Source organism: Rhodococcus sp. APC 3903 (assembly GCF_030407755.1).
Classification (GTDB): Bacteria; Actinomycetota; Actinomycetes; order Mycobacteriales; family Mycobacteriaceae; genus Rhodococcus_F; species Rhodococcus_F erythropolis.
Window position 1 is genome coordinate 216,336 of sequence record NZ_JASDCV010000008.1, and the last position, 14,530, is coordinate 230,865.

Below are 14,530 nucleotides of genomic sequence, written 5' to 3' on the forward strand. Positions count from 1 at the left end.
TACGCTCGCCGCGGCAACCGCCAATCTCAATGCAAGATCTGCAGTCAGATCCGAATTGGCAAGTCCACGAACACCGTCAGTACCGAACAACCGACCCATAGAACGACTCCTGAATCCTGTGAACCTCGAGAATGAAACTCGAGAATGGAATTTCTCCGAGAAACACAAGAGCGAGCGTCCGGTAACGATGGACGCCCGCTCTTGTGGTGAACAGGTGCCGAAGCAGACCCGTCGGGTCAACCTCGGCAAAGCATCAGCGCTTGGAGTACTGCGATGCCTTACGGGCCTTCTTCAGGCCGTACTTCTTACGCTCGACCGCGCGGGCGTCACGCGTCAGGAAGCCTGCACGCTTGAGGGCCGGACGATCATCAGGGGTTACCTCGATGAGTGCGCGCGCGATAGCCAGACGCAGTGCGCCTGCCTGACCGGACGGGCCGCCACCGTGCAGCAGTGCAATGATGTCGAAAGACTCGGGACGCTCGACGAGCACCAGCGGAGCCTTGATCAGCTGCTGGTGAACCTTGTTGGGGAAGTAATCCTCCAACGTACGGCCGTTGAGCTTGAACTGACCGGTACCGGGAGTCATCCGGACGCGAACGACAGCCTCCTTGCGGCGACCGACGGTCTGGACCGGGCGATCGAGGACGATCGGTGCGAGCGTAGCTGCAGCAACCTCTTCGACGACCTCGACTGCGTCAGCGGCGACAAGCTCTTCCACTGCTTCGATGTTCTCTTCGGACACGTTCTGCTCTTCCGGCGATGTCACTGTGCGACCTGCTTGATCTCGAACGGCACCGGCTGCTGCGCGGTGTGGGGGTGATTCGGGCCCGCGTAGACCTTGAGCTTGCTGCTCATTGCGCGGCCGAGCTTCGTCTTGGGGAGCATGCCGACAATGGCCTTCTCGACGAGACGATCGGGAGTCCTGTCGAGGACCTCACCGACAGTGCGGGACTTCAGGCCACCCGGGAATCCGGAGTGGTGGTAAACGTTCTTGCCCTGCAGCTTGTTGCCGCTGATGGCAACCTTCTCAGCGTTGATGATGACAACGAAGTCACCACCGTCGATGTGCGGCGCGTAGGTGGGCTTGTGCTTGCCACGCAGCAAGTTCGCTGCCTGAACGGCAAGACGGCCGAGCACCACGTCAGTGGCGTCGATGACGTGCCACGAGTGGGTCACATCTCCGGCCTTCGGGGTGTACGTAGACACAGATCTTCCTCGTCTTAATTCATTCCACTGCTGACCATGTGCGTATCGCGTAAACGATCCTCGGCGGCCAGTTGAGACCCGAGAACCGCCGGTCTCCACGCATTTCTGCCGGAGCCCTACGGCACGCCACCGATAGACGATACCGGTCTACCCGCTGCCAGGTCAAAGCGCAGCCATCTCCGCCGACAATGCCCTCGTCCGGAACCAGCAGGTAAGCGATCGACATGCGACTGCCCCGGCAACCTGACGGTACCGGGGCAGTCGGGGTGTCGTCACGACATGAATGTTGTCAGCGACCGAACCCGTTTGCGGCGATCCGGTCAGCTTCCTGCATCTTCTCCGAGCCGCTCGCCGTCGCTCCGGCGATCTGCGCGAGAACCATGTTCAGTTCTTCGGACGCCTGGGCCCAGCGGCGCTGTGCGTCGTTCCAGGCTTCGGAACCTGCCCCTTCCCAGCCTGCTTGCAGCTTGTCGACGACAACCTTGATGTCGCCCTGCTTGTCGTTGATCGCTTTGGCCTGCTGTTTCATCTGATCGGACAGCATTGCGAGGCCGCCGAAGTCGTACTTGATCCTGTCGGACATAACTGCTCCCGGTTCGGTGTGACTGGAGAGAACTTTGTGAGAACTACTGGCTGAGGACTGCTTGATCGAACGGCGAAGAGCTGACGGTCAGGACATGTTCACCGTCGCGCCGCGAAGCGAGCTGACGTTGTCGTCTTCGGTCGAGTCGAAGGTTCCCGCAGCCTGTTTGATCTGCTCGCAGATGTCGGTTAGAGCAGTGTCCAACTTCAGGGCCGCGCTGTTGTATCGCTCCATGATTCCTGCGTATTCGACCTGCGCCGCACCGTTCCACGAATTGTGCGAAGCGTCGGCCTCCGACCGAACAGCGTTGACCAGTCCCCTGATGTCACCGAGATGTCCGTCGATGGTCCCCGCCGAATCGATCAATTCAGCGGTAGTTGCGGTAAAGCCCATGTCGTCCCCCTGGATTCGGTGAGTACCGTTCGGTATCGGCGACCACCCACGACGGCTTGTCCGTCGGATGTGCACCGGGGTCGAGCGGAACTCCCTGATGTGCGCTACACATACTTTGACGCGACCTCCGTGCCAACGGTTCCGGCCCGATCGAAGAATGTTTGCAGAACCGACCGATCCGGTCAGGGCGTGAATTCGAGTGACTGCCACATCCGCAGGCAGTCCGCTTCGAGACTGTCCCACTCACCGACCAGATACTGGCAGCCGATACTCACTTGCCGACCGTTGTCGACGTACACGCGCCAACGCACCTCGGAGAAATCGTCCGGAAACTCGACGTACACCACTGCCTGTTTTCCTGCGGCATCGTCGATCACAGAAAACTCTCCGAACCGCAATGGGTCCTCGAACGCCGAAAACTGCTGACGCAAAGCGGCTTCGACGGAATCGAATCCAGCACCTTCCGCAAGACGTTTCTCGATGACCACGATCTTGCGATCAGCGCCGGAACTGGGTATCAAATCGGTGCGCCCGCTCGAGGTCCCTCGTGACAGAAGCTTCCAATCGGAAGGCAGCTCTGCTGCAACGCTCCCCACCTCCACACGCGTGAGTTCCGGCGTGACACCGGACTCGATCGACGGAATCGAAGTCTTCGGCGCAGGCTTTTCCTGCTCTTTCGACGCCTCCACGATCTCGACTTTGTCTTCCGCCGCAGCTGCGACCGAGTCCGCCAACCGAGAATCGCCTCGGTCGCGAGTCGACACCACGACCGTTGCCGCGACAGCAGCGACGACGGCGAGCACCGCAAGCGCCGCCGCGAACCGTCGACGGCCTCCGTGCCACCCGCCGACTCGACGGGGCGAGGTGGCAGTCGAGTCCACGGAAGGAATCGACATCGCGCCATCCGGATCGCCTACCCACCCGGCGCCAAAAGCTGAATTGTCGACGATTCGACCGGAACTGTCCCGCGCAGTTGTCTGGCGAACGAGCGTCCGAGGATCCACCAGAGACGACGCCACCCGACTCTCGTCCAGAATTCGAATGCTCGCATGGCCGTGGACATTCGTCGACCCACGTTCGAGCGAAGCCGCAACGGCATGGGAGCGCGGCCCGACCAACACCACAGCGTCCCGAACCGACAAGTCCCCGATTCCGGAAAACAACCCCGCAACGTCTGCGATCGCCGAGCTTTGTGCCCCGTCGATTCGGAGTTCACCGTCGACCTCAACGACAACAGAAGCGACCACCATTCCGCCACGCAGTTCGAGGACGACACACCGTGATCGCCAGGCTGTACGAGCCGACCTCGCCGCCGCGACCGACGTCGGAACGAGGACGACGTCGTGCGCCACTCGCCGTGCGGCATCGAGCAATCGCCGCCTGCGTGGGGCACCCCAGTCCGAGGGATGACTGAGATAGAGGATGTCTGCATCGACGATTCCGCACCCGTCCATCGCACTGGAGATCAGCCTGGCCAGCTCCAGGACGGTGGGGACAATCCGACCATCTACGTCGACATAATCGTCGTCGACGTAATCGATCGCATTTTCACCGGTCGTACCGGGACCCGACGCCGGTTCGCGTCTGAGGTCTGCACTGCAACAGAATTCGCGTTGACCCGAGACGACCCAGATATTGGATGCACCCCAATGTAGCGAGACCGACACCAAGGACGGAACGGTCACAGCGGTGGCATCCACGGAACTTGGACAAGTTGGGTTTGCGACCGAGAAACGTAGACCCCACGACCTTCCGGCAATGCCGACGCGCGGACGGTGCCGACGAGATTTCCCTCGTCGCGACTTCCGCTCATGATCAATCCGGCCGGTGCCATGTCGCGAATTCTCGCAATGACCGGCTCGTAGAGTGCTCTGGCCGCGCCACCGGAACGGCGGGCAATCACCAGGTGCAAACCGATGTCCTTGGAATGCGGAATGTATTCGAGCAACGGCGCCACCGGATTACCACTCGGTGTGGCCACCAGGTCGTAGTCGTCGATCAGTACATAAATCTCCGGCCCACTCCACCACGACCTTTCCCGTAATTGCTGCTGTGTTGTTTCGGCGTTCGGCATTCTGGCGGCGACGATCCGAGCCAAGTCGACCATCAACTCACCGAAGGTCGTCGACGACGCCGAGTAACCGCCGAGGTGATTCCCTTCGACCACTCCCAGCAGGGAATGCCGATAGTCACCGATAATCAGCTTGGCCTGCGCCGGTGTGTTCGACGCGATGATCCCTTCCGCTATTCCGCGCAAAAGAGATGTCTTGCCACACGCGGTGTCGCCGAATATCAAGAAGTGTGGGTGTTCCCGGAAGTCCATGTACACCGGGGCGAGGTCGGTCTCACCGAGCCCGATCGGCACGGTGAGGCACCGACCGTCGGCCGCACTCGGTGAGGGCCACCGGGTTCCGACAGCTTCGAGAAGTTCTGCCCGCGAGTACGAATCCGGAAGCATCCGCACGGTGGGCGCCGGGCGCGAATTCGACATGGCTGCAATATGTTCGACCGTCGACGCCACAGACCCACCGGAATTCTCACTACCTGGCGAACCGCCGATTCGAGGTAGTCCGGTGAGAAGGTGAAGCCCGTCGCGCGTGATGCCACGACCCGGTCGACCTTCCGGCACCAGGCTGGCTTTCTGGCGACCCGCATCCGAATCTCCCGGATCACCCAATCGAAGTTCGATGCGAGTACCCAGTTGATCCTTGAGTGCCGGCCGGATCTCGGCCCACCTCGACGTCGTGACGATCACGTGCACACCGAAGGACAAACCTTGACCGGCGAGCATGTTGATCTGAGGCTCGAGTGATTCGAAATCCGAACGAACGCTGGGCCAACCATCGACGACGAGGAAGACGTCACCGTACGGGTCATCTCGGAGTCCCGCCGCCACACCTTCCCCGGCAGGATCAGCTGTTCGCAATCCTCGGAAATCAGCCATGGAGTCGATGCCGAGGTCACGAAACAGTCGCTCTCGTTTCGCGACCACACCGAGTACCTCGGCAACCGTGCGGCGGACGCGGTCGGAATCCAAGCGGTTTGCCACCGATCCGACGTGCGGCAGATCTTTCAATCCGAGGAGCGTTCCACCGCCGAAGTCGAGGCAGTAGAACTGAATCTGTTCCGGCGTGTGCGTCATGCTCAGAGACAAGATCAACGTGCGCAAGGCCGTCGACTTTCCCGACTGCGGGCCGCCGACGATCGCGAGGTTGCCCGTTGATCCGTTCAGATCGGCGACGAGAAGATCGCGGCGCTGATCGAACGGCCTGTCGACTACGCCGAAGGGTGCGCTCAGATTTCCGCGAGGTTGATCACCGGCCGCCCACCGCGGCAACAACTGGTCAAGCGTCGGGGATGCCTCGAGCGGCGGTAACCACACCTCGTGCGCGCGTGGACCGTGAGAGCGCATGCGGTCGACGAGGACTCCCATGAGAGTACGTGCATCGTCACCGATTTCGCCCATGTCGATGACATCGGGCTCGACGGGAACGACAACAGCCTCTGGCCCGACCACGGGCGTCGCGGTAAACGGCAGCGGCGCGAGTTCGACGGGGGAATCTACCGAGAATCGAGTGGGCACTATCCGCTCGCCCTCGTACGGGCCTGACACGTATGCTCCTTGGAAGCGAACGATCTCCGCAGAATCGGACTTCAGGTATCCCGCACCGGGTGTGCCCGGCAGGTGATAAGCATCGGGAACGCCGAGAACGGAACGGGACTCGTTCGCCGAGAACGTTTTCAAACCGACGCGATACGAAAGATGGCTGTCGAGACCCCGAAGCTTTCCTTCGTCGAGCCGCTGACTGGCCAGCAGCAGGTGAATGTGAAGTGACCTGCCCAATCGCCCGATGGCCACGAACAATTCGGCAAATTCCGGCTGTTGACTGAGCAGTTCGGAAAACTCGTCGACAACGACGAAGAGTGCAGGCAACGGATCGAGTGCAGCGCCGGCCAGCCTCGCCTTCTCGTAATCGGACACGTTTGCGAAGTTTCCTGCCGCACGCAGCAGTTCCTGTCGACGATTCATTTCGCCGGCGAGCGCGTCCTTCATACGATCGACCATCGCCAATTCCTCGGCAAGGTTGGTGATGATCGCAGCAACGTGCGGCGCCTCCTCCAGGCCAACAGATGTCAGGGTTGTCCACTGTAAGGATCCACACAAAAAAGACGGCCCCAGCGAGTGCTACCAACACTCAGCCAGGGCCTCGGCCCAACCGGAATGGAACTCCGATGAACCGTACGAAAAATGTAGCAAGAGCTACCGACAAACTTTCGACCAGCGAGAACGTGCGTGAAGTCGCCGCCGTGATGCTGATCCTCGCAATCACCTACGCCGCCACATACGGCTTCCTTAAAGCGCTCATAGCGCTGGGATGGTGCGCATAAATCCCACCGAGACAGTGACGCTCGGACCATTCCGGCAACCGTAGGTCACCGATCTCAGTTCGATTCTCTGCGCCCGTAGAAACCACACGGGTGTGACGGCTAGCCCCCGTTGAAGTCACCCGTCAGATGGGTAGCAGCACCCATTCCGATTGAATCCAGCCACCTGTTGAAGGCGAGCCCGGACAGGAACCGCGTGGCAGCGGTAGCGCTGATTCAAACATCCCGGCCTCGACAGCCCGAGTAATTCCCGGACTGTGGACATACCAAGCAATCGACCGACGTGACCGACGCGGCCCTTGTGGCAGTCCTCTGACCTATTGCGTCAGGGGTCAGCCCTGCACTGCTACTCCCTCCGTTCCCTCTGCGGTCACCAATACACATGCCCCAGAAGCATTCTCAGCGCCCAATGACGCTGCATCACACTTGGAGTACCCCATGAACTCAACACCCGCCTACGATCTCGATGTCGACATCGACGGCACATACCAAATCACCCACACCAAGCAGGACATCTCCGCGGCCGACACCGCCTACGCGATGCGCGTAACGACACACACCACGATCACCCCAGGGGAAGTTCCCGCATATGACGTTCTTGTTGAGCAGAGTCACGGCCGCGAACTTGAGGTCGACCTGACATCGGGTCTCGAGCTTCTGAAGTCGTTGCAGAAGGCGTTGGAGACGTTGATGGTTTTGCAGCCTGATCACGAAGCAACTGTTGAGTATCGGAAGGCTGATTCTGCACGAGGAAGTGCCTGCGCGACGGACGACGCACATGTGGGCACTCCGGAGAAGGTCGAACCGTGGACCAACGCGAAGCCAGTACATCCCGCAGTGTTCGCCGACCTTGCCCGCCGAACTAACGTCGCCGACGACGCAGCCTCATGCACTGCGCACTACGTTCTGCGCAACCCGGATGCCGCTCCCGAAACTCTGGCCACGCTTCACGAGTGGTTCACGCAGTCCCTCACCAAGTCCACGTAGATCGAACTGTACAAGATTGTACAGCTGAGGATCTGCCAGAACCGACAAATAGCGCCCCACCCGAGCATCTCGATTCGGGTGGGGCGCAGTCGAATTAGTGGACCTACGACCTCGACTGGTATACATCCGTCGTGACCAACTCAAAGAAGCCGTTACTCACCACCGACGAATGGATCGAGGCAGTAGTCGCAGATGCGCCGCCCCTCACCGAAGAGCAAATACGCATACTGCGGCAGGCGTTTTCCGTGGTCGTCAACGCTCCACGCTCACGGGAGGGGGCAGCGAGCCAGAGCGACACGCCGCGCAGTGAAACGACATAAGGGCTGGTAGGGCGATAGACGAGCGATGGAATTTGGCCCATTTGGGCCAAATCCATTGCAGCCCTGCTGATATAAACTCGTGGTGACCAAATCACCGAACGACTCAAAGCAGCTCTCCACCGAAGAGTGGCTCGACATGGTGGTTGATGAGGCGCCTCCGTTGTCTCAATCGCAGTTGGATGCGATCTGTCGAATTTTCGAATCTGCAGACCGGAGTCATCTGTGACGGACAGAGTGTCGATGACACATCAGGAATGGGTGCAGCGAGTTCTCGATGAGGCTCCTCCCCTCAGCGAAGATCAGAAGGATCTGCTGCGGCCAGGCTTACGACAAAATGCAAGCAGAAGAGCAATCGGCCCATTCGCACGTCAACAACCCAACTATGAACCGCAAGCAACGAACAACAAACCGATGACTCAGGACGAATGGGTGCAGATGGTTGTTGATGAGGCTCCACCACTATCCGAATCGCAACTTGCTCTGTTGCGTCGGGTGTTCTTTGGCATTCACGATCGCGTCCTAGCGGAAAAGAAAGCGCAGGAGGTATCTGACTGAGAAACTTCGGACCGACTGGTATCCACTGTCTGAGCAACCTGGTAGTAATACTCGCATGAACAGGACAATCGCCGCAGTAGCGGCCATCAGCTCGGCCGCACTCATCCTCGGCGGATGCTCCAGCAATGACACCGCCGAAGAAGAAACCTTCAAACCGAAATCCGGAACGCAGCAGTATGACTCGGCGCAAGGCATCGCGGACGACCTCGCTGCTGCCGGTCTTCCCTGCGAGAACTTCACGATCAACGAGTCGACCCGATATGCAACACAGTCAGCAACCTGTGAGGTAGCCGGCACGGAAACAGTGCTCTCAGTTTTCACTTCGGATACCGACCAGGCTGAGAACATCGGCATTTTCTCGTCGCTGATGGAGCCACTAAAAATCGAGTACGGGCTTGTCGCGGGCTCGAAGTGGATGATCAATTGCGGTGACACGACGATCAACGACAACTGCAAGAACATCAAAGCCCAGCTCGGTGGTCGCCTCATCAAGCCGACCTATATCTGACGACCAGACAAAGGAGAACCGGGATGGAAAGCATTGCCGCCGATCAGTTGACGAATGCACACAAGGGGCGGACCTTCGTGCACAACGGCAGCGAGTTTGTGCTGCTAAGTGTGGCGGAGAAGGATGGTGGCTGGCGAGAACAACTTCAGGTGACCTTGACTGTCAGTAGGCAGGGACAGCAGGAGGAATATGTGGTCAGGTACGACGATCCCGTTGATCTGCTCTAGGCCCCGGCTTGAGCTCATCGTTTAGTTGTTTCTTCGAGTTGTTGCCCCTGTCGAGTAGGTAACTGAACGACGAAAAGCCGCCCCACCAGACCGAGAAGTCCAGTGGGGCGGCAATCGTTTCTAGCTCTTTGGCTCAGGCAAACCAGCAGGGCCGTACATCGCGTCGATACCTGCCTGTGATGGCATGTCGATCAGCGCGAGACGTTCCTGTAGGTACCTTTCGCGGTTCTCCTTCGAATACGCATTCCACCGACTGGCCTGGTGCTCCAGGATCACCTTCGTCCTGAGCCAGATCAGCGCAGCATCCTCATCCGAGATACCCGAATGCAGATCCTGAAAAGCAGGTTCAGACCAACCGAGCCTTTCCATCGAAGCCCGATGCATCGCAAGTGCGCGAGCACCACTGACACGGCCATTGTTCTCGTCGTACAATTGTGCGTACACGGATCTCACAATCTCCCTATTCATCGCGGCAAGAATCCGCCCACGCGCATTTGCTGCTGACGCTTGATGTACGTGTATATCGCTTCGAAGTTCTGCGACTGCGTCACCTCACCGATGTTGATTGAAGCATCGACAGTTGTTGGTTTCGCGGGCGCCAGAGTGGAACCCGCAAACGCCTGCAACTGACCCGGCGAATTAAAAATAGGCTCAGGACGCTGAGACAAATTGATACCCATCTCACCAGGCATCAACCAACCACCATCATCAAAAACCTTCGGCGCCTTCACACCCCAACGCTCCAGAATCTCAGCAGCAGACATCCCGCCCGTCTGCGCATCAATCTCAGCCTGAGTGAATGTCGCCGGCGTCGGTGCCGGAATCGCAGGCTTACCCATCAGCTCAGCGAAGTCCGTCGACAACCAACGGGACTCACCGATACCGAAGTAATCCTGCCCCTGGAGGCCGGTGAAGAGTGCGTCCACGGCGTTGTGGCCGAACGACTTCAGGATCCCATTCAGCGAGTAGTCCTTGCCTCCGGTCTCCTGCTTGCCCTTCAGGACCTCGGCGAGTCCGTCCTTCGCTTCTTGCAGTGCGATGTCGGCCCGCAGTCGATCGTTCGGTGATGCTTCGGCGTCCGCGTACACATCGTTGCGGCGCTCGTTGGCGTCGTCGACCTGCATCTGCGCTTCGAGGCGTTCAATCTCCGCGTCGGTGTAGGCCTTGGAAAGTTCGGGTGCCTGTGGTGACGGTCCCTTCTTTCCTGTTCCGGCTTCGTCCTTTTTAGCCTGGAGATCGATGACTTTCTGTTCGGCCTGCTGAACTTTGATGTCTGCCTGCGCACGGTCAGCTTCCGACTTTTTCTCATCGCCGTAGACCTTGTCTCGCGCTTCCTTCGCCTGCTGAACAGCGATATCAGCAGATTGGAGGTCGAGTTCCTGCTTGTCCGTCCACGTCACCTCACTGGTAGCACCGATGCTGGTTCCCTGTGCTTCGTTCCATCCGGCGATCATCGAATTTGGAAGATGGTACTTGAATGGGAACTGACTCGACTGCGCATTTGCGCGACCGTTGTCGAGGCCCGAAGTGCCATGCGCACCCCCAGATTCTGCAGAATGACCCCCAACCGTCGCAGCCATATGCTCTTCGGAAACACCAACCTGGAACTGCGTTCCTGCCGGTCCGAGACCCTGCTGAAGCCCAGCGACACCGCTGGTTCCGAGGAGGTTGTAGGTCGTATACAACCGCTTCACAGATCCCGTGACGCCCATGACGATCTGCTGCAACCAACCAACAAACCCGGAGCAGTCGAAGTTCGTCGGCCCCGTTCCGCCCCACTGGTAGGTGTTCCCGTCAACCGATGCGCCGGCCGCTAGTGCATCCGTGATGCCATTCCGTCCACCCTCGGCGAACCTTGGCAGAGTGTTCAGTCGGGGGTCGTCCCGGTTGATCGCTGCCAGTAGTCCGTTGTATTTCTCGGAGGATCGACCGTTGATGATCCATTCGCCCTTATCGACCCATGATGTAGGTACACCGTCGTAGCCGATTCCGAGAATGCCGTCCGTTGTGGATGTTCCCGGACCTGAGGTTGGGAGCCTGGATCCTACCGAGTTCTTCGGCAGTCGTGAGCCTCGCGAGTTGAATACTGGTGCAGCAGGACCGTACTGGCCGGTCGCACTGAACGCTGCTTGCGCTGCCGCCGTACGCTGAACATCGATCGTGATGACCGAGGTTCGGTTTCGCGCCGCATTAGTGATTTCAGCGTTCACAACCTGCGCGTTCGCGATCGCGTCCTTGATGATCAACTGAACATCGGGCGAAGCAGTCGTCAAGTCGATCTTCTGCAACTCAGCGAGGGTTACATTTCGACCCTCTGAGAACTGATCGAGAACCAAACCAACCTTGGGATCAACCTGTGTGCGATCGATCTCGGCCAGCCGCTGCCTAGTATCAGCATCTGCAACAAAGAACCTTGTCTGGTCAGCAGTGATAGTCGGCGTCGCAACATTTTTGTCGAGCTTGCCGAGTTCCACAACCACAGCGCCAATGCCTGCAAGCGCAGCGTCAGACTCTGCCGTGATCTCAACTTCACCAGTGGTCTCATTGATCTTGAGTAAGCCGAGGTTCAGGTTGGTGATCGCATCGATCGCGGCCTGATCCTTGACTGTCATGGTGATCGTGCGATCACCCTGGAACTCATCGGCCCGCACAGCGATGTTGGACAACGCTTCTGATGCCTCGTCGCGACCATCGACTGCCATCGTGATATCGACGCGCTTGTCTACGAGCAGCCCTTGAGTTTGCGCGAGTTCGCGAACCTTCTCGATCGGCAGGTCGTACATATCAGCTAGTGACTGCAGACCGCCTTCAAGTTCAGCAGCTGCGTCCTTGCTGCTCAGTCCACTGGCAATCAGGTTTGCGAATTCCTTACTGAGGCCGATCAGTGAGTCACGAAGTGCCTTGGCGTTGGGCATCTCCGGGTTCAGGCCCCCATCCAAACCGACCAGCGCATCACCCAGACCGCCGACAGGATCAACGCCCTCCTCCGCTGCTTTAGCCAGTTCTCGGACAGCCTCAGCCGCATCAAACATCGCGGACTGCGTGTCAGTCTCGAGAATTCCCAACGCCTGGAGAACAGTCGTCAGGCCATCGAGCTTGGATTTCGAATCGCCGGCAGAATCCGCGATCTGTGAAATGGCGCCCGCGATCTCAACACCCGCCGGCCCCACTGCCTCCATCGTCAACTGCAGAAGCCTGTGCGAGGCACGCTGCTTATCGAGCCACTCGACAGCCTCCTTGCTGTCATCACCGCTCGCCAACATGCGCCCACGCAAAGCGTCGAACGCTGCAGACGAACCGGTCACAGCCCGGCCCAGATCCTCGTTGGTGATCTTCAATCCATCGAGGGTCGCGGTCACCGCCTTCGACGTGTTGGCTGCGTCTTCCTGAGCCAACGTCGACGAAGCTGTCTCGCCGCGGGTGATACCCATCGCGTGACTGAGCGATTCCCAGCCGGCTACAGACTTCTGAATGAAACTTGGGCCTGTCGACGCCAGAGAAGCCTGCTCCTGGCGAAGCGAACGAAGGTTAGAGACAACCTGAGACGAAATCGAGGCCTCGTCCCCCGCCACCATCGCCTTCATCAAATCTGCCTGTGCAGAAGCAGCGTTCGTCACCGAGTCCGCAAGGATACGGTTCTGATTCGTTGCCTTCGCTACACCAGATTTGTAGTTAACAAACGCGACCGTTGCGGCCATCAGACCCATAGCGAGCGGCCCGCCTAGAGCGTTCACAACGCCGCCAACACTTGCCTTCAGCGCTCCCACAGCGGGGGTTGCGCCAACACGCATCGCTGATGCAAACCCGCTAGTCGCCGAAGACGCACCCATGAATGCGTTCTGCATGCCGCGGATGGTCGACGAGTTGTTTCCGAGTGCCCGCATCGCTGCACCAGTTACGCCGATCTGCGGAGCTAGATTCCTGAAGTCACCTCGAATCGCACCAAGTGACGCCCGGTAGCCTGACGTTGCCGTATTCGCGCTACGCATTCCTGCGGTGATCGGTGCGAGACTTGACGTGACTCGTCCCATGATCGCCGGAATGGTCTTGAACAACAGCCAACCCGCTGCCAATGCCACTACGGCACCTTGGTTGTCCCGCAGTAGACCGGCAGTGAGATTCAGCGCCGGCACCAGGGTTGCGTTGAGGATCGATGCTGACGCTTCAAGCGCCGACAGAAAACCGTCCCACGCGGACACACCAAGCGCACCGGATGCCGCAGCCAGCGAAGCTGCAATGCTCACGACAGCTGGACCAGCGGATTTCACCGTCCCAAGCAGGGAGTTGAACACGCCGACAATGCGATTCCAAGAACCGTCTACCCCGGAGAGGGAGAGCAGTTCCGATACCTTGGCTTTGCCCTGATCTACGAGGCCTGGCAGCTCGCCAGTGATCCAAGCTGAGAACTTATTGATCCCGTAGGTGGACTGGTCGATTACCGACGACGTGAGCCCTGAAAGCATCTTTCCGGCATCAAAGTTTTCAGGCAACATCACATCAAACAACAGATGATCGAAAGCCTTAGCCAACGGGCCAACAGACTTCGCCGTATCATCCAACGCCGTTGTAATAGACGACATCTGGCCAGGCAAACGCTCAAACCCAGGACCCAAAGCAGCCGCACCAAGACGGCCCATCGCAGCCTTGACATTCTCAAAAGCGCCAACAACAGTGTTACCCGACTCAAGAGCCGCGCCACCAATATTCTCGGAAATGACCTTCATGAACGTCGCGGAATCAACCTCGCCGCCCTTGACCATCTTCGCCAAAGCCTCAGCAGTCACACCATATTCCGCCTGCAACCACTGCAGAATCGGAATACCGCGGTCCGACAACTGATTCAAAGTATCCGTATACACCGTTCCGGACGCCTGAACCTGATTGAAAATCGAACCCATCTCAGAAAGAGACGAACCCGCAATCGTCGCAGCATCACCAGTCAACGACAGATACTTCGTCAACTCCTTACCCGGAGCGATACCCGCAGCAACCGCCGAAGCAGCCACAGTCGCAGCATCACCCAAACCGAAAGCAGTACCCTTCACAGACGCCAAAGCGGAATCCATGATCTTCGCGGTCGACTGAGTCGAATGACCCAAACCGCGGAGCTTGCCCTCAGCGGTATCGATCGCGGTGAGACGACCCATACCCTTCACTAGTGACGCTGCGAGCAGTCCGCCGACAGCTAGTCCTGAACCAATTGCACCAGCCTTCAGAGCCGAAGCGAGGCCCGTCGACATCTTGGTGCCGATGTTTTTGCCTGTGCTGTCCGCGCCCTGCTCAGCCGCACCGAGTGCCGCCCGAACCTGTCCCGGAACCTGCTTAGTGTCAACAATTAGGCTCACATAAGCAGTGGCCAGTTCAA

General features: G+C 59.0%; 13 protein-coding genes and 1 pseudogene. 6 read left to right on the forward strand and 8 right to left on the reverse strand.

Features of this window, described 5'->3' with window-relative positions:
- Positions 1-253: 253 nt before the first annotated feature.
- The 6 genes and pseudogenes from rpsI to eccCb all read right to left on the reverse strand — a co-directional run.
- A complete protein-coding gene (gene rpsI, locus QMA15_RS14005) occupies positions 254-766 on the reverse strand; it encodes a 30S ribosomal protein S9 (RefSeq protein WP_019747567.1) in 513 nt (170 codons plus the stop codon).
- Positions 763-1,206, reverse strand: coding sequence for a 50S ribosomal protein L13 (gene rplM, locus QMA15_RS14010; protein ID WP_019747566.1), 444 nt, complete (start codon positions 1,204-1,206; stop codon positions 763-765). Before rplM ends, rpsI begins: the two co-directional genes overlap by 4 nt.
- 289 nt (positions 1,207-1,495) lie before the next feature.
- Entirely contained in the window at positions 1,496-1,789 is a 294-nt protein-coding gene (locus QMA15_RS14015) for a WXG100 family type VII secretion target (RefSeq protein ID WP_003940975.1), read from the reverse strand.
- 87 nt (positions 1,790-1,876) lie between these two features.
- Positions 1,877-2,182: a WXG100 family type VII secretion target gene (locus QMA15_RS14020; protein ID WP_003940986.1), complete on the reverse strand. Its 306-nt coding sequence runs from the start codon at positions 2,180-2,182 to the stop codon at positions 1,877-1,879.
- A gap of 182 nt (positions 2,183-2,364) precedes the next feature.
- Positions 2,365-3,867 carry a type VII secretion-associated protein gene (locus QMA15_RS14025; protein WP_070796259.1) on the reverse strand — a complete coding sequence of 501 codons (1,503 nt, stop codon included), beginning with the start codon at positions 3,865-3,867 and terminating at the stop codon, positions 2,365-2,367.
- A pseudogene (gene eccCb / locus QMA15_RS14030) lies at positions 3,864-6,311 on the reverse strand (type VII secretion protein EccCb); the annotation flags it as partial. The gene QMA15_RS14025 and the pseudogene eccCb, both read right to left, overlap by 4 nt.
- A 104-nt stretch (positions 6,312-6,415) precedes the next feature.
- On the opposite strand from eccCb, the gene QMA15_RS14035 reads away from it, so the two are divergent.
- From QMA15_RS14035 to QMA15_RS14060, 6 genes are all read left to right on the forward strand, one after another.
- Positions 6,416-6,571: a hypothetical protein gene (locus tag QMA15_RS14035; protein WP_283569500.1), complete on the forward strand. Its 156-nt coding sequence runs from the start codon at positions 6,416-6,418 to the stop codon at positions 6,569-6,571.
- A 435-nt stretch (positions 6,572-7,006) separates the two neighbouring features.
- Entirely contained in the window at positions 7,007-7,555 is a 549-nt protein-coding gene (locus QMA15_RS14040; protein WP_290285010.1) for a hypothetical protein, read from the forward strand.
- A gap of 131 nt (positions 7,556-7,686) precedes the next feature.
- Positions 7,687-7,875 (forward strand): hypothetical protein, encoded by a 189-nt coding sequence (locus QMA15_RS14045; protein ID WP_290285012.1) that lies wholly within the window; start codon positions 7,687-7,689, stop codon positions 7,873-7,875.
- Between the two features lie 240 nt (positions 7,876-8,115).
- The gene (locus QMA15_RS14050; protein WP_290285014.1) at positions 8,116-8,430 is read left to right on the forward strand and encodes a hypothetical protein; all 315 of its coding nucleotides are present in this window, start codon (positions 8,116-8,118) and stop codon (positions 8,428-8,430) included.
- A gap of 55 nt (positions 8,431-8,485) precedes the next feature.
- The gene (locus tag QMA15_RS14055) at positions 8,486-8,938 is read left to right on the forward strand and encodes a hypothetical protein (RefSeq protein ID WP_290285016.1); all 453 of its coding nucleotides are present in this window, start codon (positions 8,486-8,488) and stop codon (positions 8,936-8,938) included.
- A gap of 23 nt (positions 8,939-8,961) precedes the next feature.
- Positions 8,962-9,165 (forward strand): hypothetical protein, encoded by a 204-nt coding sequence (locus tag QMA15_RS14060; protein ID WP_290285017.1) that lies wholly within the window; start codon positions 8,962-8,964, stop codon positions 9,163-9,165.
- A 120-nt stretch (positions 9,166-9,285) separates the two neighbouring features.
- On the opposite strand, the gene QMA15_RS14065 is transcribed toward QMA15_RS14060, so the two are convergent.
- Positions 9,286-9,609, reverse strand: a complete 324-nt coding sequence (locus QMA15_RS14065) for a hypothetical protein (RefSeq protein WP_290285020.1) — start codon at positions 9,607-9,609, stop codon at positions 9,286-9,288.
- Between the two features lie 20 nt (positions 9,610-9,629).
- On the reverse strand, positions 9,630-14,510 hold the full coding sequence (locus QMA15_RS14070) for a tape measure protein (RefSeq protein ID WP_290285022.1): 4,881 nt from the start codon (positions 14,508-14,510) through the stop codon (positions 9,630-9,632).
- Between the last annotated feature and the right edge of the window lie 20 nt (positions 14,511-14,530).

Bases quoted from the DNA above. Each gene is read 5' to 3' on its own strand.
- QMA15_RS14060 (WP_290285017.1), top strand. From the start codon at position 8,962: ATGGAAAGCATTGCCGCCGATCAGTTGACGAATGCACACAAGGGGCGG.
- QMA15_RS14020 (WP_003940986.1), bottom strand. From the start codon at position 2,182: ATGGGCTTTACCGCAACTACCGCTGAATTGATCGATTCGGCGGGGACC.
- QMA15_RS14050 (WP_290285014.1), top strand. From the start codon at position 8,116: ATGACACATCAGGAATGGGTGCAGCGAGTTCTCGATGAGGCTCCTCCC.
- QMA15_RS14015 (WP_003940975.1), bottom strand. From the start codon at position 1,789: ATGTCCGACAGGATCAAGTACGACTTCGGCGGCCTCGCAATGCTGTCC.
- QMA15_RS14040 (WP_290285010.1), top strand. From the start codon at position 7,007: ATGAACTCAACACCCGCCTACGATCTCGATGTCGACATCGACGGCACA.
- QMA15_RS14055 (WP_290285016.1), top strand. From the start codon at position 8,486: ATGAACAGGACAATCGCCGCAGTAGCGGCCATCAGCTCGGCCGCACTC.
- QMA15_RS14035 (WP_283569500.1), top strand. From the start codon at position 6,416: ATGAACCGTACGAAAAATGTAGCAAGAGCTACCGACAAACTTTCGACC.